Below are 23,351 nucleotides of genomic sequence, written 5' to 3'. Positions count from 1 at the left end.
AGCGGGCCCAGGCCGTGAAAATGCCCCCGCCCCGCGCCGTAAGTGCGGTTCGGGGGCATGATCGCGAAAGCTACTTCTTCTTGCCCTGGTTCTTCACGGCCTCGATGGCCGCCTTCGCCGCGTCCGGGTCGAGGTACGTGCCGCCCGGCTTCAGCGGCTTGAAGTCGGCGTCCAGCTCGTAGGAGAGCGGGATGCCCGTCGGGATGTTGAGGCCCGAGATGTCCTCGTCCGAGATGCCGTCCAGGTGCTTCACCAGGCCCCGGAGGCTGTTGCCGTGGGCGGCCACCAGGACCGTGCGGCCGGTGAGGAGGTCGGGGACGATGCTGTCGAACCAGTACGGGAGCATCCGGACCACGACGTCCTTCAGGCACTCCGTGTCCGGGCGCAGCTCCGGCGGGAGGTCCGCGTAGCGCGCGTCGTCGAACTGGCTGTACTCGTCGTCGCGGGCCAGCGGCGGCGGCGGGGTGTCGTACGAGCGGCGCCAGAGCATGAACTGCTCCTCGCCGAACTCGGCCAGCGTCTGCGCCTTGTCCTTGCCCTGGAGGGCGCCGTAGTGGCGCTCGTTCAGGCGCCAGGAGCGGCGGACCGGGATCCAGAGGCGGTCGGCGGACTCCAGGGCGAGCTGCGCGGTGCGGATCGCGCGGCGCTGGAGGGAGGTGTGCAGGACGTCGGGGAGCAGACCGGCGTCCTTGAGCAGCTCACCGCCGCGGACTGCTTCCTTCTCGCCCTTCTCGGTGAGGTTGACGTCCACCCAGCCGGTGAACAGGTTCTTCGCGTTCCATTCGCTCTCGCCGTGGCGGAGGAGGATCAGCTTGTACGGTGCGTCGGCCATGAGTCCGAGCGTAATCGAACCCGCACGCCCTCCGCGCGCCCGCCCGCGTGGCGGACAAAGCGCTCGCGCGGGTGACGAGGGCGGGTGACGAGCGCGGCTGACGATTGACGGCGGGCGTCAATCCGGTGGCGGGTGAGCCGTCGGGGTTCGTAACGTTCGGATGGTCGCCGGGAGCCTTACCGAAGGCGACCCGTTCCGTACGTCCCGGGAGCCTGCCCGAGGCGACCGTCCGTCACGTCCCGTGGGGGGAAACCGCATGTCCGTCGCCGGTCTCAGAACCGCCGCACGTGAGACCGTCTCCGGGCTGCCCCGGGAGTTCTGGTGGCTCTGGCTCAGCACGCTGGTCAACCGGCTCGGCGGCTTCGTCGCCACCTTCATGGCGCTGTACCTGACCCTGGACCGGGGCTACTCGGCCTCGTACGCCGGTCTCGTCGCCGCCCTCCACGGGCTCGGCGGCGTCATCTCCTCGCTCGGCGCCGGGGTGATGACCGACCGGCTCGGGCGGCGGCCCACCATGCTGATCGCGCAGGTGTCGATGGCGGCCTCCGTGGCGGTGCTCGGGTTCATGGAGCACCCGGTCGCCATCGCCGCCGTCGCGTTCCTCGTCGGCATGGCGAGCAACGCCTCGCGCCCCGCCGTCCAGGCGATGATGGCCGACATCGTGCCGCCCAAGGATCGTGTACGAGCGTTCTCGCTCAACTACTGGGCCATCAACCTCGGGTTCGCCATCTCCTCCGCCGGGGCCGGGTTCATCGCCGAGTACAGCTATCTCGCCGGCTTCCTCGGCGAGGCGACGATGGTGCTGGCCTGCGCCGTCGTCGTCTTCCTGAAGGTGCCGGAGTCGCGGCCCGAGCAGGCCGTCCTGGTGAAGACCGCCGGCGGCAAGCGGGGCGAGGACGACGTGCGGCTCATCACCGTGCTGCGCGACGGGCGCTTCATGGGTGTCGTGGGGCTGTCGTTCCTGGTGTCACTGATCTTCCAGCAGGGGTACGTGGGGCTGCCGGTGGCGATGGGGACGGACGGGCTCTCCAGCTCCGACTTCGGTACCGCCATCGCCGTCAACGGCGTCCTGATCGTGGCCCTCCAGATCCCCGTCACCCGCTTCATCCAGCACCGCGACCCGCGGCGGCTGCTGATCATCTCCTCGCTGCTCGCCGGGTACGGCTTCGGGCTGACCGCCTTCGCCGGGTCCGTCGCCGCGTACGCCCTGACGGTCTGCGTCTGGACCCTCGCCGAGATCGTCAACGCGCCCACCCAGACGGGTCTGGTCGTGCAACTGTCCCCGGCCCAGGGCCGGGGCCGCTACCAGGGCATGTACACGATGTCCTGGTCGGTGGCGGCCCTCGTCGCGCCCCTGATGTCCGGTTTCGTGATCGACCACTACGGTGCCGCCTGGCTCTGGGGCGCCTGCGCGGTGATCGGTACGGTCGCCGGCCTCGGCTACTGGCTGCTGATGCGCAACCTGCCCCGTGAGGAGATCCTCGCGGAGGAGGCCGTCCCCGAGCCCGCCCCCGTACCCGCCCAGGCCCGGCCGGACCAGGCCGAACCCGACCCGGCGACGGTGATGGAACGCGCGGGCTGAGCTCCGGGCCCGAGAGCCGGACCCCTGAGTACGACGACGGCGCCCGCCCGGACCACTCTCCGGGCGGGCGCCTTCGTCCGTGAACGCGTACGGGACGCGCGAACGCCGTACAGGGCGCGGCGAATGCCGTACGGGACACGCGACGCCGTACGGGACACGCGAACGCCGTACGAGATGCGCCGGCGCGCGTCAGCCCGAGCAGCCGCCGCACTGGCACGGAGCACCGGACTGGCAGCCGCACCCGCAGCCCGAGCCGCAGCCGCAGGCGCCGAGCACGGTCAGGTGCACCACTTCGGTCGGGGTCTCCAGCTGGGGTTCGGCGGTGGGGGAATCGGCCATGGTCCCTCCTCAGGGGCGTACGGCTGGGCGGCGGACGCCGCTGCGCCACCGCCGGGGACGTGACGGCAGGGCCGTACGTACCGCGTACGGCCCTGGCGCCGTCCCCGCCCCATTGCATGCCCATCCCGTACGGCGCATCAACGGCGCACACGTGCAGGAACACATGTGCGACTCGCGTGCGCCGGGAGCATACGGAGTGCCCGCACCCGGCCCCGTAACGGCTACGAGCCCTCCGCCGGCGTCGCCGCCGCCTGGATCTCGTCCGCGTGCTCACCCGTCACCAGGTAGACGACGCGCTTGGCGACCGACACCGCGTGGTCGGCGAAGCGCTCGTAGTAGCGGCCCAGCAGCGTCACGTCGACGGCCGTCTCGATGCCGTGCTTCCAGCGGTCGTCCATCAGGTGCTGGAAGAGCGTGCGGTGCAGCAGGTCCATCTCGTCGTCGTCCTGCTCGAGCTGGAGCGCCAGATCGACGTCCTTGGTGATGATGACCTCGGCGGCCTTGGCCATCAGCCGCTGGGCGAGCTGGCCCATCTCCAGGATGGTGGCGTGCAGGTCGTTCGGGACCGCCGACTGCGGGAAGCGCAGCCGGGCGAGCTTCGCCACGTGCTGGGCGAGGTCGCCGGAGCGCTCCAGGTCGGCGCTCATCCGCAGCGAGGTCACCACGATCCGCAGATCGGTCGCCACCGGCTGCTGACGGGCCAGGAGGGCGATCGCGCGCGCCTCCAGGTCGTGCTGAAGGTCGTCGACCTTCTGGTCACCGGCGATCACGCTCTCCGCGAGCTTCAGGTCGGCATCGAGCATGGACGTGGTCGCCCGGCCGATCGCCGAACCGACCAGCCGGGCCATCTCGACCAGGCCTTCTCCGATCGAGTCGAGTTCCTCGTGGTAAGCGTCGCGCATGGGAAGTCCCTCTCCAGTTCCAACTGAGGCCGGGGTCTCGGACCGACCCCCACGGTTACACGGTGGGGCCGCAACGCGTCCGTATCCGGCCCCCTAAGTGAACCGGCTCCTACCCCTCGGTGAACTCTGGGCGACGAGTGTTCGAGATAGCACTCGGACGGCTGGGAGAGTGTCGGCGCACCCGCATAACCTTGAAGCATGGACGTGAACGCGGCGGTCGCCGCAGCTTCGGCGATCGCCGGTCTCCTGACCGGTGTGATCGCCATGCTGGCGTTCCGCTGGAGCGAGCGCGACCTGAAACGGCCCACGCGTACGTCCCTGCGGCCGGACAGCAACGCCGCTCTTCCCCCCGGGGTGGACACCGTCCTCTCCGTGCTCAGCTCCTCCGCCGTCGTGCTCGACGAGAGCGACAGCGTGGTCAAGGCCAGCTCCGCGGCGTATGCGCTGGGCCTGGTCAGAGGCGGCCGCCTCTCCGTCGAGCCGATGCTCAACATGGCCCGCGACACCCGGCGCGACGGCGAGATACGCCAGGGCGAGCTGGACCTCCCCCGGCGCGGCACCGGCCGGGGCGACACCCTCGCGGTCTCCGCCCGGGTCGCCCCGCTGGGCTCACGGCTGGTGCTGCTGCTCGTCGAGGACCTCACCGAGGCCCGTCGGATAGAAGCGGTACGGCGCGACTTCGTCGCCAACGTGAGCCATGAGCTCAAGACCCCCACGGGAGCGCTCTCCCTGCTCTCCGAAGCGGTCATGGACGCCTCCGACGACCCGGAGGCGGTGGAGCGGTTCGCCGGACGGATGCAGATCGAGGCGACCCGGCTCACCAACCTCGTCCAGGAGCTCATCGACCTCTCCCGGGTGCAGAACGACGACCCCCTGGAGGACGCCGAGCCGGTCAAGGTGGAGGTGCTCGTCGCCGAGGCGATCGACCGCTGCCGCCAGCAGGCCGGCTCCAAGCAGATCACCATGGCCTCCGGTGGCACCGAGGGCCTCACGGTCTGGGGCAACCGGGGCCAGCTCGTCGGAGCCCTCGGCAACCTCGTCGAGAACGCCGTCAACTACAGTCCCGCCCGCACCCGGGTCGGTATCGCGGCCCGCCGCACCGCCGGACCGGGCGGGGACCTGATCGAGATCGCCGTGACCGACCAGGGCATCGGCATCTCGGAGAAGGACCGCGAGCGGGTCTTCGAGCGGTTCTACCGCGTCGACCCGGCCCGCTCACGGGCCACCGGTGGCACCGGTCTCGGCCTCGCCATCGTCAAACACGTGGCCGCCTCGCACGGCGGGGAGGTCACCGTCTGGAGCTCCGAGGGACAGGGCTCCACCTTCACCCTCCGGCTGCCCGAATCGGGCGCCGTGAGGGAGCGCACCACCGGCGGACCCCTTATCGTCAACGGCGTCAACGGCGTCGGCGAACAGGACAGGTCCCCGTTCGAGACCGACTCCTATGACCCCTTCCCCGCCCCGGAGGCTCTTCCGTGACCCGAGTGCTTGTCGTCGAGGATGAGGAATCCTTCAGCGACGCCCTGTCCTACATGCTGCGCAAGGAAGGTTTCGAGGTCGCGATCGCCGCGACCGGCCCCGACGGCCTGGACGAGTTCGAGCGCAACGGCGCCGACCTGGTCCTGCTCGACCTGATGCTGCCCGGTCTGCCCGGCACCGAGGTGTGCCGCCAGCTCCGCAGCCGGTCCAACGTTCCGGTGATCATGGTCACCGCCAAGGACAGCGAGATCGACAAGGTCGTCGGTCTCGAAATAGGAGCCGACGACTACGTCACCAAGCCGTTCTCCTCGCGCGAGCTCGTCGCCCGTATCCGCGCCGTCCTGCGCCGCCGCGGGGAGCCGGAGGAGGTCACCCCGGCCGCCCTGGAGGCGGGCCCGGTCCGGATGGACGTCGACCGGCACGTGGTCACCGTCTCCGGCGGCAAGGTCGACCTCCCGCTCAAGGAGTTCGACCTCCTGGAGATGCTGCTGCGCAACGCGGGCCGCGTGCTGACCCGGATGCAGCTCATCGACCGGGTCTGGGGCGCGGACTACGTCGGCGACACCAAGACCCTCGATGTCCACGTCAAGCGCCTGCGCGCCAAGATCGAGCCCGACCCCGGAGCGCCGCGCTACCTCGTCACCGTGCGGGGCCTGGGCTACAAGTTCGAGCCGTAGACCGCAGACTGCGGGACGACTGACACGTGAAGGGGCGCTCCCGGCCGGGAGCGCCCCTTCACGTCGTTCCGTACGTACGCGAGTGGCGTCAGCCGGTCGTCCCGGCCGTCGCGGTCTCCGGGGTGCCCTGCTGCTCCGTACCGGCCGCAGGCGACTCGGGGGTGCCGGCGGCGGGGGACTCGGGCTTCTCGCCGGCCGGGGTCTCCGAGCTGCCGGCCTCCGGCGTCTCGGAGCCGCCGGTCTCCGGGGTCCCGCTCGGCGTGGCGGCCGGGGCCTCGGGCAGCGCGCTGGGGCCGAAGTCCTTGTAGTAGCCGGTGGCCGGGACGACGTTGGCGCCGAGGCCGACGTCGCCGGTGCGGCTCAGCTTGAAGACGACCTGCTGGACGTTGCCGTCCTGGGCGGCCTCACGGCCTCCCTCGATCACGGCGGAGGCGTTGCCCTTGCCGCCGAGGAGGACGCGGCCGCCGGCCGGGATCTCGACGGGGCCCGTGCCCTTCGCGGGCTGGAGCTTCACCTGGACGTCGGTGCCGGGCAGCGTGACGCTCTCCAGGACCTCGTCCTCGGTGCCGTCGTTGAACAGCGTCGCGACGACGACGGCGGGGCCCTCGGCCTCGGGCTCGGCCTGCGTGATCACGTTCGCGTTCTGGACCTTGATGGTGCCCACCGAGGTGGCCGCGTTGTCCGGCCTGACCTTGAGCGTCTCGGCGTTGTTGCCCGCCGCGCAGGCGGACAGGGAGACGATCGAGAACGCGATGGCAGTGGCGGCGAGGGCGCCGTGTCGAAGGCTGCGGCTCACGGCGGCGGCAACTCCTTGAACGATCGGACTGCGGACTTCGGGCGTCGGGCGTTGTACGTGTGCTGGCTGAGCGCCCCGTGGACGGAGGGAAGGGGTGACGTAAAGCCGCCCTAAGGGTGTGTCAGCGGCCTTAGGCTACCGAGCCACCACTCCCGCCCCGCACCCGACCCGCCTCTAGAGAGCGCGGCTCTTCGGGGGGAGCGCTTCCCGACGGCCCGGCGTGCGGCGGAGCGGGCGGTGATGGCCCCACCAGGGCCGACGTGTCACGTGCCGTTCACATAATCGCGGTGATCAATTTTTCCGGCCGCGGCGCATTCCCCGCGAAAGGCGTCGGGAGAGGCGTCGGGAGAGTCGTCGTGAGAGATGCCGTGAGGTGCCGTGAGGTGCGCGTCTTGATCAATTTCATGGGGCACGCGTACTTACATCCGTACGGGTGATCGATGACCGAACGGAGTACGTAAAGTTCACCGCCTGGAACCCGACAAAACGGGACTTTCGCCCTCTTCTGTAGGGCTTCCGGGCCGTGTGACGCGAGCGTTTCCCCTTGGCCGCACAGCGGCTCCCACCTGCGAATACCGCCTTCCGGAAGCCTTCCGCAGCACGTCCATGTTGCTGTTGTCAAGCCCTGAGATATGCCCTGACCTGCGAAAACGCCATTCAGGAGAGGCGATTCTCGTGTTACTCTGGATAGCCACGGAAGGGGTACCTGTCACATGACGTTCAAGGTTGGCGACACCGTGGTCTATCCCCATCACGGGGCCGCGCTGATCGAGGCTATCGAAACTCGCCAGATCAAAGGCGTGGACAAGACCTACTTGGTGCTCAAGGTCGCCCAGGGCGACTTGACGGTTCGTGTGCCGGCGGACAATGCGGAGTTCGTGGGCGTGCGCGACGTGGTCGGGCAGGAGGGGCTGGACCGGGTCTTCGAGGTGCTTCGCGCACCGTATGCCGAAGAGCCGACCAACTGGTCCCGGCGTTACAAGGCAAATCTGGAAAAGCTCGCCTCGGGCGATGTCATCAAGGTCGCTGAAGTCGTGCGTGACCTGTGGCGTCGTGAGCGCGAGCGCGGTCTCTCCGCCGGAGAGAAGCGCATGCTCGCCAAGGCCCGCCAGATCCTGGTGAGCGAGCTCGCTCTCGCGGAGAACACGAACGAGGACAAGGCCGAGGCCCTTCTCGACGAGGTCCTCGCGTCCTGAACCGGATCGCACCGGTCGTATGAATATGCCGCGGTGCCCGCTGACCAGCCGTTTTACGGTGTGTCGTCGGGCGCTGAGGCATGTCCGGATCCGGCTCGCGGTACCTGGCTCGCGGCACCTTCGGTTCCGGATCGCGAGCCCGACTCCCGGCGGATTCCGAGCCCGACTCCCGGCGATTCCCGAACCGGCGACGGCGATGTGCCCGACGCACCGCCGACCGCCGTATCGTCACCCGCCGTACCGTTGATCACCGCTGCGACTCCGCTCGACCGGGGGTCACGGAAGGGGCCCGGTTCAAGTCAGGGCGTCACGCCCGGCTTGCTGGGCCCCTACCCACGTCCCCCGTGGAAACAAACCTGCCGAACCCCCGGACCTTCGGAGTGCAATCGATGACCTCGACGCCACCCCCGCCCGACCGGCCGCGCCCCCCGCGCACCGCCGCGGTGATCCCCGCGGCCGGGCGCGGCATACGGCTCGGACCGGGCGCGCCCAAGGCCCTCCGGGCGCTCGGCGGCACGCCCATGCTCATCCACGCCGTACGCGCCATGGCGGCCTCCCGGGCCGTCTCCCTCGTCGTGGTCGTCGCCCCGCCGAACGGCGCGCCCGAGGTGAAGCACCTCCTCGACGAGCACGCCCTGCCCGAGCGCACGGACTACCTGGTCGTGCCCGGCGGCGACACCCGACAGGAGTCGGTGGGCCTCGGCCTCGACGCGCTGCCCGAGGACATCGCCGTCGTCCTGGTCCACGACGCCGCCCGCCCGCTGGTGCCGGTCGACACGGTGGACGCGGTCGTCGAAGCCGTACGGAACGGGGCGGCCGCCGTCGTTCCCGCCCTGCCGCTCACCGACACCGTCAAGGAGGTCGAGCCCGCCGAGGTGGCCGGGGATCCGGAGCCGGTGCTCTCCACCCCCGTCCGGGCCAGGCTGCGCGCGGTGCAGACCCCGCAGGGCTTCGACCGGGACACGCTGGTACGGGCCCACGCCGAGGTCGCACTCGACGGTGAGGGCGCCACGGACGACGCGGGCATGGTCGAGCGCCTCGGCGCGCCGGTCGTCGTCGTCCCCGGCCACGAGGAGGCGTTCAAGGTGACCCGGCCGCTCGACCTGGTGCTGGCCGAAGCGGTACTCGCCCGCAGGAGGGCCCACGATGGCTTCTGAGCAGCACGCGGCGGCAGAGCCCGCCGTCCCCGTCATCCCGCTCGTCGGCATCGGCACCGACATCCACGCCTTCGAGGAGGGCCGCGAGCTGTGGTGCGCGGGCCTGAAGTGGGAGGGCGAGGGCCCCGGCCTGGCCGGCCACTCGGACGCCGACGTCGTCGCGCACGCCGCCTGCAACGCCCTCTTCTCCGCCGCCGGCCTCGGCGACCTCGGGCAGCACTTCGGCACCGGCCGCCCCCAGTGGTCCGGCGCCGCCGGCGTGACCCTGCTCACCGAGGCCGCCCGGATCGTCCGCGCCGAGGGGTACGAGATCGGGAACGTCGCCGTCCAGGTCGTCGGCGTACGCCCCAAGATCGGCAAGCGGCGCGACGAGGCGCAGAAGGTGCTGTCCGCCGCCGTCGGCGCCCCGGTCTCACTCTCCGCCGCCACCTCGGACGGCCTCGGCTTCACCGGGCGCGGCGAGGGCCTCGCGGGGATCGCGACGGCGCTGGTCTACCGGGCGCGCTGACCCGGTCCACCAAGGCGGCCCACCAGCGGCCGCACTCCCGCCTTGCTGCACATCGCTTGCACGTACGCTGATACCGCAAGCGATGTGCCGCACGAGGCAGGAGTGATCCCGGTGACGAGCGCGACGGGTGCGGCCACGGCGGCCGCAGGGGCGGAAGCCGACCGGAAGCCCGACGCGTCCGGGTACGTCCTGCGCACCGCCACCGCCGACGACCTCGGCGGCGCCCGGGCCGTGATGCTCGACACCGTCTACCGCGACCTGAAGTCCGGTTACGTACCCCGCTGGCACGCCGACATCATCGACCCCGCCACCGCCTACCTCCGCCCAAAGCGCTGCACGCTGCTCGTCGTCGAGCACGGCGGGCAGGCAGGGCACGGCGGGGAGGCAGGGCACGGCGGCGAGATCGTCGCCACCGGTGCCGTACGCGACCGGGGGCCGCAGGCGCCGCCCAATCCACGGTGGGTCGCCGACCGCTTCCCCTCCGGAACCACCGCCCAGCTCTGCCGGATCTATGTGCGCCCAGAACACCGCAGGCACGGGCTGGCCCGTCAACTGGTACGTGAGCTGGGGGAGTTCGCGGCGCGGGTGGGCGGCTACGACGCCCTGTACCTGCACACCGACCCGGCCGTTCCCGGGGCCGAGCCGTTCTGGCGCTCGCTCGCCCGTGAGGTGTGCGACGAGCGCGCGCTGCCGGGCGGCGGGCAGGGGATCGTCCACTTCGAGCTGCCGATGCCGAGGGTGATGCCGCTGCCGGGCCGTCGCACCGGCACCTGCCCCGCCGGTTAGATGATAATCGTTTTCATGTAGGGTCACCCGCATGCCCAGCACCTCCCCCCGCCACCGCCGCGTCGCCCTGCCGCTCGCCGCCGCCGCACTCCTCGTCCCCGCCGCCACCGCCTGCTCCTCCGGCGGGGCAGGCGGCTCCGGCGCGTCCGGCGGGGACCAGCGGCTGAAGGTCGCCATGGCCTTCCCGCCCGCCCAGGCCATGTCGCCGTACGGGGACGACGCCGTCACCCTCAGCCGCCTCGCCGTCGTCGAGGGCCTGACCGGCCTCGACAAGAACGGCGACGCCACGCCCGCCCTCGCCACCGCCTGGAAGCGCGACGGGGACCTGGCCTGGGAGTTCACGCTGCGGAAGGCGGCGTTCCAGGACGGTACGCAGGTCGACGCCGCCGCCGTCGTCCGCTCGCTCACCGCCGCCCAGAAGGCCTCCCCGAAGCCCCGGGTGCTCTCCGACACCACGCTCACCGCGACGGCCGAGGGAGCGGACACCGTACGGGTCACGACGAAGGCCGCCGACCCGCTGCTGCCCCAGCGGCTCGCCAACCCCTCGCTCGCCGTCCTCTCCGCCGCCGCCTACAAGGACGACGGCAAGGGCAGCGGCAAGGCCGACCCGGCCGGGCACGCCACCGGCCCCTTCACCCTCGCCAAGGTCAACGGCGCGGTCAGCGCCACCCTGGAGCGCAACGACACCTACTGGGGCACCAAGGCCAAGGCCCTGGGCATCGACGTGAAGTTCGTCGCCGACGGCACCGCCCGCGCCAACGCGCTCCGTACCAAGGACGTCGACATCGCGGAGTACGTACCGATCTCGCAGGCCGCCCTCCTCGGTGACAACCTGGTCCACGAGTTCCCCACCGCCCGCACCAGCGGCCTCTCCCTCAACACCGAACGCGGCGTCTTCGCCGACCCGGCGATGCGCGCCGCCGCCCGCGAGGCCATCGACTCCGAGGCCCTGGCCACCGGCGTCTACGAGGGCCGCGCCGACACCGCACAAGGGCTGCTGGGCCCCGGCGTCCGCTGGGCCGCCGAGCTGCGCACCGCCCCCACCGGACGGGCGAAGGCCGCCGCCCCGGCCGAGGTCGCGCAGACGAAGGAGATCGTCCTCGCCACGTACACCAACCGGCCCGAACTCCCCGAGGCCGCCACCGTCGTCCAGCAGCAGTTGGAGAAGCGCGGCTTCACGGTGAAGCAGGTCGTCCGCGACTACGCGCAGATGGAGGCCGACGCGCTCGGCGGGAAATTCGACGCCTTCCTTCAGGCACGCAACACCCTTCTCGACACCGCCGACCCGCTCTCCTACCTCGCCTCCGACTTCACCTGCGACGGCAGCTTCAACATCAGCCAGTTGTGCGCGAAGCCGGTCGACGCGGCCGTCGCGAAGGCCGCCTCCCTCGCCGACCCCGACGCCCGCCACCGCGCCGAGATGACCGCCGAGGCCGCGATCCTCGGCGCTGACGCCCTCGTCCCGCTCGTCCACGAACGGTTCATCCAGGGGTACGACGACGCCCGCGTCGAAGGCGTCGCCCTCGACCCGATGGAGCGCACCCTGATCACCGCCGACACGCACGTCGGATGAGCGACCGGACGACCGCTGGGACGGATGCCGAGAGGTCCGCCGGGACGGATACCGAGAGGTCCGCCGGGACGGATACCGAGAGGTCCGCCGGGATGTGCGCCCGGGTGTCCCCGTGAAGTACCTCGCCGGGCGGCTGGCCACCCTGCTCGCCGTCGTCGCGGTGATCGGGCTGCTGCCCCGGCTCACCCGCACCGACCCGGCCCGCACGATCCTGCACGCCCGGTACGCCGACCGGGAGCCCACCCCGGAGACCCTCGACGCCATCCGTGCCGAGACCGGACTCGACGGCGGGCCCCTGCACGTCCTCGGCTCCTGGCTCGGCGGGCTGTTCCGGGGCGACCTGGGGGAGTCCTGGGTCTCCGGGCTGCCCGTCGCCCCCGACGTGGTCGCCGCCCTCGGCAACTCCCTGACCCTGATGGGCGTCTCGATGGCCGTCGCCCTCCTCCTCGCCCTCGCGCTGAGCGCCCCGACCCTCCGGCGCGGGGCCGCGCGCCGGATCGTGCGGGTGCGCGCCGGAGTGGGCGCGGCGGTGCTCGCCGCGCTGCCGGAGTTCCTGCTCGCGGCCGTGCTGGCGACGGTGTTCGCCGTGCACCTGGGGTGGTTCCCGGCCCTCGGCTGGGGCGCGCCCGGCCAGCTCGTGCTGCCCGCCCTCGCCATGGGCGTCCCCGCCGGGGCCCTCCTCGGCCGCCTCCTGGACGACGCCCTGCCCGCCGCCTTCGCCGAACCCTGGGCCCGCGCCGCCACCGCGCACGGCCTGCCGCGCCGCCGGATCGCCGCCCACACCCTGCGCCGTACGCTGCCGGGGCTGCTGCCCCAGGTGGGGCTGGTCGCGGTCGGGCTGACCGGGGGAGCGGTGGCCGTCGAGACGCTCTTCGCCATCCCCGGGCTCGGGGGCACCGCGCTCGCCGCCGCCCTCGCCCAGGACCTGCCCGTCCTCCAGGCCTGCGTCCTCGTGCTGCTGCTCCTCGGCATCGCGGCCGGGCTCGCCGCCCGCCTCGCCGCCCGCACCCTCCTCGGCCTCGCCCTCACCGAACGCGCCCTGCCCACCCTCGTAGCGCCCCGGCTCCCCGGCCGCCGCGCGCTCACGATCGCCGCCGTCCTCCTCGGCACCCTCCTCGTCGCCGTCACCGTCGCAGGGCTCCTGCGCGACCCCCTCCACGTCGACACGGCCGCCCGCCTCGCCGGCCCCTCCGCCGCGCACCCCTTCGGCACCGACCACCTCGGCCGCGACGTCCTCGCCCGCCTCGGCCACGGGGCCGCCAGGACCGCCCTGGCAGCCGTCGCCGTCGGAGCCGTCACCCTCCTCCTCGGCCTCGCCCTCGGAGCCGTACGCGCCGGAGCGCTCACCGAGACCGCCAACGCGCTCCCCGCCGTCCTCACCGGCCTCGTCGTCGCGGGCATCGCCGGACCCGGCCCCTGGGGCGCGGCCGCCGCCGTGGCCGCCGTCGCCTGGGCCCCGCTCGCCGCGCACACCGCCGCCCTGTACGCCCAGGAGAAGGCCGCACCCCACCTCACCGCCGCCGTCGCCCTCGGCGCCCACCGGACCCGCCTGCTCCGCCACCACGTGCTCCCCGGCGTCCTCCCGCCCGTCGCCCGCCACGCCCTCCTCCGCATCCCGGCCGTCGCGCTGGCCCTCGCCTCCCTCGGCTTCCTCGGGCTCGGCACCCAGGCGCCCGCGCCGGAGTGGGGCCGGATGCTCTCGGAGAACATGCCGTACGCCGAACGCGCCCCCTGGGCCGTCCTCGCACCCGCCGCCGCGCTCGTCGTCCTCGGCGCGCTGGCCGTCCTCACCTCGGCCGCCGCGCGCGGGCGCACCCCGGCGGGCGCGAGGTGACCGCGCGCGTGAGCCGGGCGCAGACGGAGGTGAGCACCCGCACCCGCCGCCGCGTGCCAGGCCCCCGTATCGCGAGCGCCACCACCCCCTACCTCCGCCTCCTCACCACCACCCAGTTCGCCTTCAACATCGGCTTCTTCGCCGTCCTGCCCTACCTCGCCGCCCACCTCGGCAGCGGCCTGGACATGGCGGGCTGGCTCATCGGGCTCGTCCTCGGCCTGCGCACCTTCAGCCAGCAGGGCCTCTTCGTCGTCGGCGGCGCCCTCACCGACCGCTACGGCCCCCGCCCGGTCGTCCTGGCCGGGTGCGCGCTGCGGATCGCCGGGTTCGGCTGGCTCGCGTACGCCGGTTCCACTGCCACCGTCATCGCGGCCGTCCTCCTCATCGGCTTCGCCGCCGCCCTGTTCTCGCCCGCCGTCGAGTCCGAGACCGCCCGCGAGGCCGTCCGCCACGAGCAGGCCACCGGCACCCCGCGCGCCCAGGTGCTCGCCCTGTTCTCCGCCGCCGGACAGGCCGGGGCGTTCCTCGGGCCGCTGCTGGGCTCGCTGCTCCTGCTGCTCGGCGGCGGCTTCCGGGCCGCCTGCCTCGCCGGGGCCCTCGTCTTCGTCGCCGTCCTCGCGGGACACGCCCGCCTGATGCCGGGGCGGGAGCGGACGCGGGACGACGCCATCACCCGTACGGCCCAGAGCACCCCAGGGTCTTCCTGGCGAGCCGTCTTCACCAACCGGCCCTTCCTCGTCCTCTGCCTCGCGTACAGCACCTACCTCGTCGCCTACAACCAGCTCTATCTCTCCCTCCCCGCCGAGGTGGAGCGCGCCACCGGCTCGCAGGCAGCGCTCGGCTGGCTCTTCGCGCTCTCCTCGCTGCTCGTCGTCACCCTCCAACTGCCGCTGACCCGCCGGTCCGCGCACCGGATGACCCCGCGCACCGCCCTGGTCACCGGCCTCACCACCGTCGCCGCCGGGTTCGCCGCCGTACCGCTCACCCCCGGCGGGCCCGGCGGCCTGCTGCCCGGCGCGGCCCTCGTCGTCCTGCTCACCCTCGGCCAGATGCTGCTGGTCCCCGCGGCCCGGGGCATCGTGCCGGACCTGGTCGACGACCGGCGGCTCGGGCTGGCCACCGGAGCGCTCTCCTCCGTATCCGGCCTCGCGGTCCTCGGCGGCAGCGCGGCAACCGGGGCCCTCCTCGGCGCGCCCGCCCCGGTCCTGTGGGCGGTGCTGGCCGCCGTACCGCTGGCCGGAGCCGCCCTCGCGTTCACCCTTCCGGCGGGAAACGGCGACAACTAAGGGCCACGCGGGAAGTAACAGAGGCCGCGCGAGGTTGGGGGGTAGGACCGCAGGGCACCCGACAGCGGATCAAGAGCATCCGACACCGGATCAAGAGCACCCGACACCGGGTCCAGGGCCCCCGGCACCGGACCACCCGGCCACTCAGGAGGACGTACGTCATGACCGCCGCACTCTCCACCGAGCTCAAGAACCTTCTCGACACCCCGGTCTTCGTCAACATCGCCACCATCCAGCCGGACGGCAGCCCGCAGGTCTCCCCGGTGTGGGTGAAGCGCGACGGCGACGACGTCCTGATCTCCACCACGGTCGGCCGCCGCAAGGAGACGAACCTCCGCCGCGACCCGCGCGTCACCGTCGTCGTCCAGCCGGCCGACAACCCCTACTCCTACGCCGAGATCCGGGGCCAGGCGGAGCTGACCACGGAGGGCGGCCAGGAGCTGATCGACGAGCTGTCCGTGAAGTACACCGGCAAGCCGTACGGGGAGTTCAACCCGAACGCCGGCCAGGACGACCCCCGGGTCGTGGTCCGGATCACGCCGCGCAAGGTCGTCGGCAGCATCTGAGAAGCCCGGCTCCCCGGAGCTCGCCAGAGCCACAGGAGAGCCCCCCGAGAGCCCTTCCGAGGGCCCCACAGAGCCCCCTAGTGCCCTCGGCGGGGCCTCCTCGACCAGCCGGTATCAGAAAGTTGCCCCCGCGATCGCCCAAGGGTCGCGGGGCACTGGTGTCGGCCTACTACCCTTGAGGCGTGACTATTCGCCTGCACGACACCAGCGCCCGGCAGATCCGTGACTTCGTCCCGCTCACCGCGGGCTGTGTCTCGATCTACCTCTGCGGCGCTACCGTCCAGGCCGCACCGCACATCGGGCACATCCGTTCCGGGCTGAACTTCGACATCATGCGCCGCTGGTTCACCTACCGCGGCTACGACGTGACGTTCATCCGGAACGTGACCGACATCGACGACAAGATCATCAAGAAGTCCGCCGAACAGGGCCGCCCCTGGTGGTCGATCGGTTACGAGAACGAGCGCGCGTTCAACGACGGCTACGACGCGCTGGGCTGCCTGCCGCCCACCTACGAGCCCCGTGCCACCGGCCACATCACCGAGATGATCGAGATGATGCGCGGCCTGATCGAGCGCGGCCACGCCTACGAGGCCGACGGCAACGTCTACTTCGACGTCCGCTCCCTCCCCGGCTACCTCTCCCTCTCCAACCAGGAGCTGGGCGACCTGCGCCAGCCCTCCGGCGAGGGCGAGACCGGCAAGCGCGACCAGCGGGACTTCGCCATGTGGAAGGCGGCCAAGGAAGGCGAGCCGAGCTGGGAGACCCCCTGGGGTCGCGGCCGGCCCGGCTGGCACCTGGAGTGCTCCGCGATGGCCCACAAGTACCTGGGCTCCGCGTTCGACATCCACGGCGGCGGGCTCGACCTGATCTTCCCGCACCACGAGAACGAGATCGCCCAGGCCAAGGCGTACGGCGACGCGTTCGCCAACTACTGGGTGCACAACGCCTGGGTCACCATGGCCGGCGAGAAGATGTCGAAGTCCCTCGGCAACTCCGTCCTCGTCAGCGAGATGGTCAAGCACTGGCGCCCCATCGTCCTGCGCTACTACCTGGGCACCCCGCACTACCGGTCGATGATCGAGTACAGCGAGGAGTCCCTTCGCGAGGCCGAGTCCGCGTTCGCGCGGATCGAGGGCTTCGTCCAGCGCGTCACCGAGAAGGCCGGGGAGACCGTCGCCCCCGCCGCCGAGGTGCCGCCCGCCTTCGCCGAGGCGATGGACGAGGACCTGGGCGTGCCGCAGGCCCTCGCGATCGTCCACACCACGGTCCGCCAGGGCAACAGCGCGCTCGCCGCCGACGACAAGGAAGCCGCCGTCGCCCGCCTCGCCGAGGTCCGGGCCATGCTCGGCGTCCTCGGACTCGACCCGCTGGACGAGCACTGGGCGGGCGAGGGCGACCGGGGCGAGGACCTCCACGGCGTCGTCGACACCCTCGTACGCCTGGTCCTCGACCAGCGGCAGTCGGCCCGTGAGCGCAAGGACTGGGCGGCCGCCGACGCCATCCGCGACCAGCTCAACCAGTCGGGACTCGTCATCGAGGACAGTGCCAACGGTCCCCGGTGGACACTCGGACCGCGCTGAGCGCACCCTCTGAACAGGGCAATGGTGCCGCCCGGCGATCCGGGCGGCACACTGAGACGTACACGATCCGCATACGCATGCAGATCGCAGATTTACAGGAACAGGTAGGTCATGGCCGGGAACAGCCAGCGCAGGAACCGCCGCACGTCCAACAAGAAGGGCATGCAGGTCGGCAGCGGTGGTCAGCGACGCCGTGGTCTCGAAGGCAAGGGACCCACGCCGCCCGCCTCCGCCCGCAAGGGACACAAGAAGAACCGGATCGCCGGAGCCCAGGCCAAGCAGGCCGCCGCCCGCCGCCCCGCGCCCCGGCGCGGCGGTGTGAAGGGCACCTCCGAGATGGTCGTGGGCCGCAATCCCGTCTACGAGGCCCTGCGCGACGGCGTCCCCGCCACCACCCTCTACGTCCAGCAGTACATCGACAACGACGAGCGCGTCCGCGACGCCCTCAAGCTCGCGGGCGAGCGCGGCAACATCAACCTGATGGAGGCCCCGCGCCCCGAGCTGGACCGGATGACGAACGGCCTGAACCACCAGGGTCTCGTCCTCCAGGTCCCGCCGTACGAGTACGCGCACCCGGAGGACCTCACCGCCGCCGCGTACGACAACAACGAGGACCCGCTGATCGTCGCCCTCGACGGCGTCACCGACCCCCGTAACCTCGGCGCGATCGTCCGCTCCGTCTCCGCGTTCGGCGGCCACGGCGTGGTCGTCCCCGAGCGCCGCGCGGCCGGCATGACCGCCGGGGCGTGGAAGTCCTCGGCCGGTACGGCGGCGCGCACCCCGGTCTCCCGGGTCACCAACCTGACCCGCGCCCTGGAGGGCTACCAGAAGGCGGGCCTCACGGTCGTCGGCCTCGCCGCCGACGGCGAGCACACGGTCGAGGACCTCCAGGAGCTGGCCGGTCCGGTCGTCATCGTCATCGGCAGCGAGGGCAAGGGTCTCGGCCGCCTCGTCGGCGAGACCTGCGACTACCGCGTCCGGATCTCCATGCCCGGCGGCGCCGAATCGCTCAACGCCGGGGTCGCGGCGGGCATCGTGCTCTACGAGGTGGCGCGCCGCCGCGCATAGCCGCCGTACCGGCCGCCCGTACGGCGTTCGCGCGGTGTCCACCTCGGCAACGGGCTCGCCCGCTCACCGAGTTGACGCGCGAACGCCGAACAGGGTTCCAGGATGCCCGAGTTTGGCCGGATCTTGACGGGTCTCGGACACATCGGGCCCGTCAAGGCAGTGTCCTATCCACCCATCACTCGGTTAGATGAGTGTGGACACCAGAACGCCTCGGTTCGACGAGCAACCCGCCCTGAGCATGACCAAGGTGGACAGCGACCCCGCGCAGGTCATCGTCAACCACGCCAGCTTCCGGGTGCAGCTCGCCCCGGGTCAGCGCGCACGGCTGCGCGGTCTCGCGGACACGGCCCGCATCCCCGCCATGAGCGGTGCCGGAGGCGGCGGCCGCAGGCGCGCACCGGTCGTCTGGAGCGGCAGATCGGCCCCGGGCGACCCCGGCGCCACCGGCCTCCTCCAGGCCGTACGCAACTCCACCGCGGGCCACCTCGACACCGCGCTCACCGCCGGGGCCGCGGACAGCCACGCGGCGGGCGCGACCCAGGTCATCCCGCTCCTGGAGGAGACCCAGCCCAACCCCGTACTGACCACCCCGCACCAGCCCGGCCGCACCGGCCCCCTCCTGCCGCCCATGCGCCGAGCCGTCGGCGCGTACGACTCCGTCGACCTCGACCAGGACCCCCCCGGCACCGGCGACGACCGCGACGAGGACGAGACCTCCGAGGCCCGCGCCCGGCGCCACGGCAACGACCCCGTCCGGCACGCCTACTACCCCGGCCACCGGATGAACCTCGGGGTCGTCCTGTTCCCCATGCGGGTCCTCCTCGGCTTCATCTCCATCTACGCCGGCATGGGCAAGCTCTGCGACCCCGTCTACTTCGACGGCGGCGAACGCGGCTCCATGGTCAAGTGGCTGACCTCGCTGCACCCCTGGGCGCTCGCCGAACCCCTGCGCGACTTCGCCCTCTCCCACCCGGTCGGCGCCGGACTCACCGTCGCCTTCCTCCAGGTCGTCGTCGGCGTCCTCACCGTCCTCGGCCTCTGGCAGCGCGTCGCCGCCTCCGTCGGCGCCCTGCTCTCCGCCGCCCTCCTGGTGACCGTGAGCTGGCGCACCGTCGCCGTGTACGACGCCCCCGACATCATCCTGCTGGCCGCCTGGAGCCCCCTGATCATCGCGGGCGCCCCCGTCTACTCCGTCGACGGACGCCTCGCCGGGGAAGCCTGGCGCACGCTCGGACCCCGCTCCGAGATCTGGGACCTGCGCCGCCGCGTCCTGCGCCGCGGCGGGGTCGTCGCCTCCGTCGTCATCGGCCTCACCCTGCTCATCGGCTCCATCCTCGGCGGCGCCGTCCGCTCGGCCGAGGTCGTCACCGTCCCCGGCCGCAACGACTACCCGACCAACCGGCTCCCCGGCCAGCCGCTCCCCCAGGAGTCCACCGGCGAACGCCAGGCCTCCCGTACGCCCCAGGAGCAGGAGCGCAGCCCCGAGCCCACCAGCTCCGGCGCCCCCACCACCCCCGCCACCGGCGGCCAGGCCACCACCCCCGGCGCGACCAGCGACTCCGGCGGCGGCGAGAGCGCCGGCACCGGAACCGGCACCGGCACCGGCACCCAGCCCAGCCAGACCCAGGGCACCGGCCAGGAACCCCCGCAGCAGACCACCCCCCAGCAGCCCCCCGCCGCCACCAGCGCCGGCCCCACCTCCTCCGGCTCCACCGGCTCGGACGGCTCCTCCGGCGGCAGCGCCCCCGAACCCGAGGCCCCGCCCGCCACCACCGGCGGCGGCGAAGCCCCCGCATCGAACGGCGGCTCCACCGGCGGCGGCCGCAACCCCATCGGCGGCCTCCTCGGCTGACCGCAGCGACGCACAGCAAGAGGGGCGGCCCGGATGGGGGCCGCCCCTCTTCTCCTTACCGTCCGTACGGGTCAGCCGCCGCCCTGGGCGCCCAGCTCACGCGCCGCCTCGGTCAGGTCCTTCGCCGTGTCGATCGCCCGCCAGTACGCCCCATGGGGCAGCGGATACCCGGCCAGCCGGCGCTCCCGCGCCAGCCGCGGGAACGTCGTCCGCTCATGGTCGCCCTGGTCCGGCAGCATCCCGGTGAAGGCCGGGGAGAACACGTACACGCCCGCGTTGATCAGATACGGCGACGGCGGCGACTCGATGAAGTCCGTGATGTGCCCGAACGCGTCCGTCTCCACCGCACCCCACGGAATCCGGGGCCGCGCGAGAGCCAGCGTGGCGGTGGCGTCACGCTCGCCGTGGAAGGCCGCCATCTCACGCAACGAGAACCGCGTCCAGATGTCCCCGTTGGTGGCATACCAGGGCTGCTCCGGATCGGGCAGCCGCTGCGCCGCGTACTTCAGCCCGCCGCCACGGCCCAGCGGCTCCTTCTCCACCACGGTGGTGACCCGCAGGGGCAGCACGGCGGACTCCAGCCACTCCTGGAGCACCTCGGCGAGATGGCCGCAGGAGACCACGGCGTCGGTCACCCCCTCGGCGGCCAGCCAGGACAGCTGATGGCCGATGATCGGGGTCCCGGTGCCCGGGATCTCGACCATCGGCTTGGGGCGGTCATCGGTGTACGGCCGCAGCCGCGACCCCTGGCCACCGGCGAGGATCACGGCCTGCGTCGGAAACGTATGCATGGCACGCACGATATGCGGTGCGGACAGAGGAAAGCCGCCGTTGCCCGACGACAGCCGGGCGACGGCAGCTCGTGTACGTGTACGCGGCTCAGCTGAACTGAGCGACCCCCGAGGCGAACGAGGTGTCGCAGACGGGGCGGGAGAAGCGCTGCGCGCGCGCCGGGCCGTACTGCTCGACCGCGGCCTTGCCGAGCGCCCGCGCGATCGACATGCAGTGCCGCGCCAGCGAGGGGCGCTGCTCGACGGCCCGCTGGAGGCCCGTGAGCGCGGTGCCCGGGTCTTTCTCCTGGAGCTCGACGAGCAGCTTGTCGCGCAGGATGTCCTGGGCGGCACGGGGCTTGGCGGGCTTGGACACGGTCTCCGAGGAGGCGGCCAGCAGCGTGGAGTCTTTGTCCGTCCCCGCCCACGGAACGCTGGTGACCGCGAGGGTCCCGGAGAGCACCATGACGACGGGCAGGACGAGGGCGAAGGATCGGCCGATGCGCCGAGCGGTGTGGGTCACGCAGCGAGCGTAGCGGTCGGTGGTGGTGCGATGACATTTCGTCACCCCTCCGGGGGATGGTTCGACGCGTCCTTTCGAATGCCAGGTTGACGAAGCAGGGGGAAATGCCCTGTGTGCCGGGGTATTTGACGCCGCCCGCCACCGAAACCCCAACCCGCCCCCGAGCACGCAAACGGCCCCGCGTCCCCGGGGAAGGGGAGGCGGGGCCGAGAGGCCTGACGGGGTCAGTTGGTGAGGCGCTCACCGGTCGAGGTGGCGAAGACGTGCAGCTCGTCCGGGCGCGGGACGACGTGCAGCTCGGTGCCCTTCTCCGGCACGGCACGGCCGCCGACGCGGACGACCAGGTCCTTGTGCTCCCCGCCGACCTGCGCGGCACCGTAGACGAACCCGTCGGCGCCGAGCTCCTCGACGACGTTCACGGAGACCGCGAGACCGGCCGGCGCGTCCGAGGAGTCCTTGGTCAGGGTCTTCGCGGCGGCGCCACCGTGCTCGACGATGTCGAAGTGCTCGGGGCGGATGCCGACCGTGACGGTGGTGTCGCCGCGGTCCGCGGCGGCGCTCAGCGCCTCGCGCGACACCGGCACGACGCTGTTGCCGAACTTCACGCCACCGTCGGTGATCGGGACCTCGACCAGGTTCATCGCGGGCGAGCCGATGAAGCCGGCGACGAAGAGGTTGGCCGGCCGGTCGTACATGTTGCGCGGCGAGTCGACCTGCTGCAGCAGCCCGTCCTTCAGCACCGCGACCCGGTCGCCCATGGTGAGCGCCTCGACCTGGTCGTGGGTGACGTACACGGTGGTGATGCCGAGGCGGCGCTGCAGCGAGGCGATCTGCGTACGCGTGGAGACACGGAGCTTGGCGTCGAGGTTCGACAGCGGCTCGTCCATGAGGAAGACCTGCGGCTCACGGACGATGGCGCGACCCATCGCCACACGCTGCCGCTGACCACCGGAGAGCGCCTTCGGCTTGCGGTCCAGGTAGTCGGTGAGGTCCAGCATCTTGGCGGCCTCTTCGACCTTCGCCCGGATGTCGGTCTTGTTCACGCCGGCGATCTTCAGCGCGAAGCCCATGTTGTCCGCGACGGACATGTGCGGGTAGAGCGCGTAGTTCTGGAACACCATGGCGATGTCCCGGTCCTTGGGCGGCAGGTGCGTGACATCGCGGTCACCGATGCGGATGGCACCGCCGTTGACGTCCTCAAGACCCGCGAGCATGCGCAGGGAGGTCGACTTGCCACAACCGGAAGGACCGACGAGGACGAGGAACTCACCGTCCGCGATGTCGATCTCGAGCTGGTCCACCGCCGGCTTCGTGGAGCCGGGGTAGACGCGGGACGCCTTGTCGAACGTGACACTGGCCATGCTGAATCTTCTCCTCCACCGGCAGGAACGTGCCGGACGATCCGAGTAGGGAGTGGTCTGGTCCACTTGAGCGGACCTGCCGTGACGCTACCTGGCGTTTCCCGATCTGTCAGTAGCCCGGGGCACAGGGAAATCGGGGACGGGCCGGGTGCGCGGTTGGTTACACTGCTCCGGCACGCCTCCTTAGCTCAGCTGGCCAGAGCAACGCACTTGTAATGCGTAGGTCGTCGGTTCGAATCCGACAGGGGGCCCGGTGGGAAGCCCAGGTCAGATGTTGTCCGACCTGGGCTTTCCTGTTGGTTGCCGTGCTGTGCTCGATGGGTCAGGTCGCGTTCTTGGCGCCGATCGTCAGCTCTACCTCGGCGCCCTTCGCGGTGATGTCGCGGATGGTCCAGGTGTGGGCGTCGATGGCTGTGCCCGCGCCGGTCGTGTATGCCGGGACCTTGAGGGTCGGGCCTGCCGGGTCCGTTGTGTGAAGTTCCACGTCCGTGGCCGCTCCGTCGGGGAAGCGCAGGTAGATGTCGATCGGGTGCGGGGACGTTGCGAAGGCGGTGGGGGCAGGGAGGCCCTCGAGGTGGCAGCGGGCGCCCGGGAAGAGGTGGGTGTGGCTGCAGGTGGCCGGGATCGAGGTGGCGTCTTTCGGTTCCATGCGGGGCTCCGGGAGTGGGTGGGGTGGCCGTG

At 72.0% G+C, this 23,351-nt stretch carries 22 protein-coding genes and 1 tRNA gene; 15 read left to right on the top strand and 8 right to left on the bottom strand.

Going from position 1 to position 23,351, the window contains the following annotated elements; all coding sequences use genetic code 11:
* Positions 1-70 precede the first annotated feature (70 nt).
* The gene (locus ACFWRT_RS16955) at positions 71-832 is read right to left on the bottom strand and encodes a phosphoglyceromutase (RefSeq protein WP_030566751.1); all 762 of its coding nucleotides are present in this window, start codon (positions 830-832) and stop codon (positions 71-73) included.
* A 256-nt stretch (positions 833-1,088) separates the two neighbouring features.
* On the opposite strand from ACFWRT_RS16955, the gene ACFWRT_RS16950 reads away from it, so the two are divergent.
* Positions 1,089-2,414 carry an MDR family MFS transporter gene (locus ACFWRT_RS16950; protein WP_380951246.1) on the top strand — a complete coding sequence of 442 codons (1,326 nt, stop codon included), beginning with the start codon at positions 1,089-1,091 and terminating at the stop codon, positions 2,412-2,414.
* Between the two features lie 189 nt (positions 2,415-2,603).
* Here the strand turns inward: ACFWRT_RS16950 and ACFWRT_RS16945 are convergent, their stop codons facing one another.
* Positions 2,604-2,753, bottom strand: coding sequence for a hypothetical protein (locus ACFWRT_RS16945; RefSeq protein WP_380951247.1), 150 nt, complete (start codon positions 2,751-2,753; stop codon positions 2,604-2,606).
* A gap of 221 nt (positions 2,754-2,974) precedes the next feature.
* A complete protein-coding gene (gene phoU / locus ACFWRT_RS16940; RefSeq protein WP_380951248.1) occupies positions 2,975-3,655 on the bottom strand; it encodes a phosphate signaling complex protein PhoU in 681 nt (226 codons plus the stop codon).
* Positions 3,656-3,853: 198 nt separating this feature from the next.
* Between phoU and ACFWRT_RS16935 the strand changes: the two genes are divergently transcribed.
* The gene (locus tag ACFWRT_RS16935; protein ID WP_380951249.1) at positions 3,854-5,134 is read left to right on the top strand and encodes a two-component system sensor histidine kinase PhoR; all 1,281 of its coding nucleotides are present in this window, start codon (positions 3,854-3,856) and stop codon (positions 5,132-5,134) included.
* Entirely contained in the window at positions 5,131-5,811 is a 681-nt protein-coding gene (locus ACFWRT_RS16930; protein ID WP_003968183.1) for a two-component system response regulator PhoP, read from the top strand. The genes ACFWRT_RS16935 and ACFWRT_RS16930 overlap by 4 nt, the downstream gene beginning before the upstream one ends.
* An 88-nt stretch (positions 5,812-5,899) precedes the next feature.
* On the opposite strand, the gene ACFWRT_RS16925 is transcribed toward ACFWRT_RS16930, so the two are convergent.
* Complete coding sequence (locus ACFWRT_RS16925; RefSeq protein WP_380951250.1) at positions 5,900-6,607, bottom strand: DUF461 domain-containing protein; 708 nt, start codon at positions 6,605-6,607, stop codon at positions 5,900-5,902.
* A 713-nt stretch (positions 6,608-7,320) separates the two neighbouring features.
* On the opposite strand from ACFWRT_RS16925, the gene ACFWRT_RS16920 reads away from it, so the two are divergent.
* The 11 genes from ACFWRT_RS16920 to ACFWRT_RS16870 all read left to right on the top strand — a co-directional run bounded on the left by ACFWRT_RS16920 (position 7,321) and on the right by ACFWRT_RS16870 (position 20,016).
* Positions 7,321-7,803, top strand: coding sequence for a CarD family transcriptional regulator (locus tag ACFWRT_RS16920; RefSeq protein WP_006380568.1), 483 nt, complete (start codon positions 7,321-7,323; stop codon positions 7,801-7,803).
* Between the two features lie 389 nt (positions 7,804-8,192).
* Positions 8,193-8,960 carry a 2-C-methyl-D-erythritol 4-phosphate cytidylyltransferase gene (ispD, locus tag ACFWRT_RS16915; RefSeq protein WP_380951251.1) on the top strand — a complete coding sequence of 256 codons (768 nt, stop codon included), beginning with the start codon at positions 8,193-8,195 and terminating at the stop codon, positions 8,958-8,960.
* On the top strand, positions 8,950-9,468 hold the full coding sequence (ispF, locus tag ACFWRT_RS16910; RefSeq protein WP_380951252.1) for a 2-C-methyl-D-erythritol 2,4-cyclodiphosphate synthase: 519 nt from the start codon (positions 8,950-8,952) through the stop codon (positions 9,466-9,468). Before ispD ends, ispF begins: the two co-directional genes overlap by 11 nt.
* A gap of 234 nt (positions 9,469-9,702) precedes the next feature.
* A complete protein-coding gene (locus ACFWRT_RS16905) occupies positions 9,703-10,254 on the top strand; it encodes a GNAT family N-acetyltransferase (RefSeq protein ID WP_380951291.1) in 552 nt (183 codons plus the stop codon).
* A 31-nt stretch (positions 10,255-10,285) separates the two neighbouring features.
* Complete coding sequence (locus ACFWRT_RS16900; protein WP_380951253.1) at positions 10,286-11,827, top strand: ABC transporter substrate-binding protein; 1,542 nt, start codon at positions 10,286-10,288, stop codon at positions 11,825-11,827.
* Between the two features lie 112 nt (positions 11,828-11,939).
* Positions 11,940-13,661 (top strand): ABC transporter permease subunit, encoded by a 1,722-nt coding sequence (locus tag ACFWRT_RS16895; protein ID WP_380951254.1) that lies wholly within the window; start codon positions 11,940-11,942, stop codon positions 13,659-13,661.
* A gap of 29 nt (positions 13,662-13,690) precedes the next feature.
* A complete protein-coding gene (locus ACFWRT_RS16890) occupies positions 13,691-14,947 on the top strand; it encodes an MFS transporter (RefSeq protein WP_380951292.1) in 1,257 nt (418 codons plus the stop codon).
* Between the two features lie 161 nt (positions 14,948-15,108).
* Positions 15,109-15,513, top strand: coding sequence for a PPOX class F420-dependent oxidoreductase (locus ACFWRT_RS16885; RefSeq protein WP_380951255.1), 405 nt, complete (start codon positions 15,109-15,111; stop codon positions 15,511-15,513).
* Positions 15,514-15,695: 182 nt separating this feature from the next.
* The gene (gene cysS / locus ACFWRT_RS16880; protein WP_380951256.1) at positions 15,696-17,096 is read left to right on the top strand and encodes a cysteine--tRNA ligase; all 1,401 of its coding nucleotides are present in this window, start codon (positions 15,696-15,698) and stop codon (positions 17,094-17,096) included.
* Between the two features lie 111 nt (positions 17,097-17,207).
* Positions 17,208-18,164, top strand: a complete 957-nt coding sequence (gene rlmB, locus ACFWRT_RS16875; RefSeq protein WP_380951257.1) for a 23S rRNA (guanosine(2251)-2'-O)-methyltransferase RlmB — start codon at positions 17,208-17,210, stop codon at positions 18,162-18,164.
* A gap of 187 nt (positions 18,165-18,351) precedes the next feature.
* Positions 18,352-20,016 (top strand): DoxX family membrane protein, encoded by a 1,665-nt coding sequence (locus ACFWRT_RS16870; protein ID WP_380951258.1) that lies wholly within the window; start codon positions 18,352-18,354, stop codon positions 20,014-20,016.
* Positions 20,017-20,087: 71 nt separating this feature from the next.
* Here ACFWRT_RS16870 and ACFWRT_RS16865 read toward each other — a convergent pair whose 3' ends face one another.
* From ACFWRT_RS16865 to ACFWRT_RS16855, 3 genes are all read right to left on the bottom strand, one after another.
* Positions 20,088-20,807 carry a nucleotidyltransferase family protein gene (locus ACFWRT_RS16865; RefSeq protein ID WP_380951259.1) on the bottom strand — a complete coding sequence of 240 codons (720 nt, stop codon included), beginning with the start codon at positions 20,805-20,807 and terminating at the stop codon, positions 20,088-20,090.
* An 88-nt stretch (positions 20,808-20,895) separates the two neighbouring features.
* Complete coding sequence (locus ACFWRT_RS16860) at positions 20,896-21,309, bottom strand: hypothetical protein (RefSeq protein WP_380951260.1); 414 nt, start codon at positions 21,307-21,309, stop codon at positions 20,896-20,898.
* A gap of 224 nt (positions 21,310-21,533) precedes the next feature.
* On the bottom strand, positions 21,534-22,670 hold the full coding sequence (locus ACFWRT_RS16855) for an ABC transporter ATP-binding protein (RefSeq protein ID WP_030566780.1): 1,137 nt from the start codon (positions 22,668-22,670) through the stop codon (positions 21,534-21,536).
* 177 nt (positions 22,671-22,847) lie between these two features.
* On the opposite strand from ACFWRT_RS16855, the gene ACFWRT_RS16850 reads away from it, so the two are divergent.
* Positions 22,848-22,921 (top strand) — tRNA-Thr (locus tag ACFWRT_RS16850).
* A gap of 71 nt (positions 22,922-22,992) precedes the next feature.
* Here ACFWRT_RS16850 and ACFWRT_RS16845 read toward each other — a convergent pair.
* Positions 22,993-23,319 carry a hypothetical protein gene (locus tag ACFWRT_RS16845; protein WP_380951261.1) on the bottom strand — a complete coding sequence of 109 codons (327 nt, stop codon included), beginning with the start codon at positions 23,317-23,319 and terminating at the stop codon, positions 22,993-22,995.
* Positions 23,320-23,351: the final 32 nt, after the last annotated feature.

Source organism: Streptomyces cyaneofuscatus, assembly GCF_042718795.1.
Classification (GTDB): Bacteria; Actinomycetota; Actinomycetes; order Streptomycetales; family Streptomycetaceae; genus Streptomyces; species Streptomyces cyaneofuscatus_A.
Note: the sequence above shows the minus strand (reverse complement) of the source record. Positions and strands in the feature narration are given on the sequence as shown.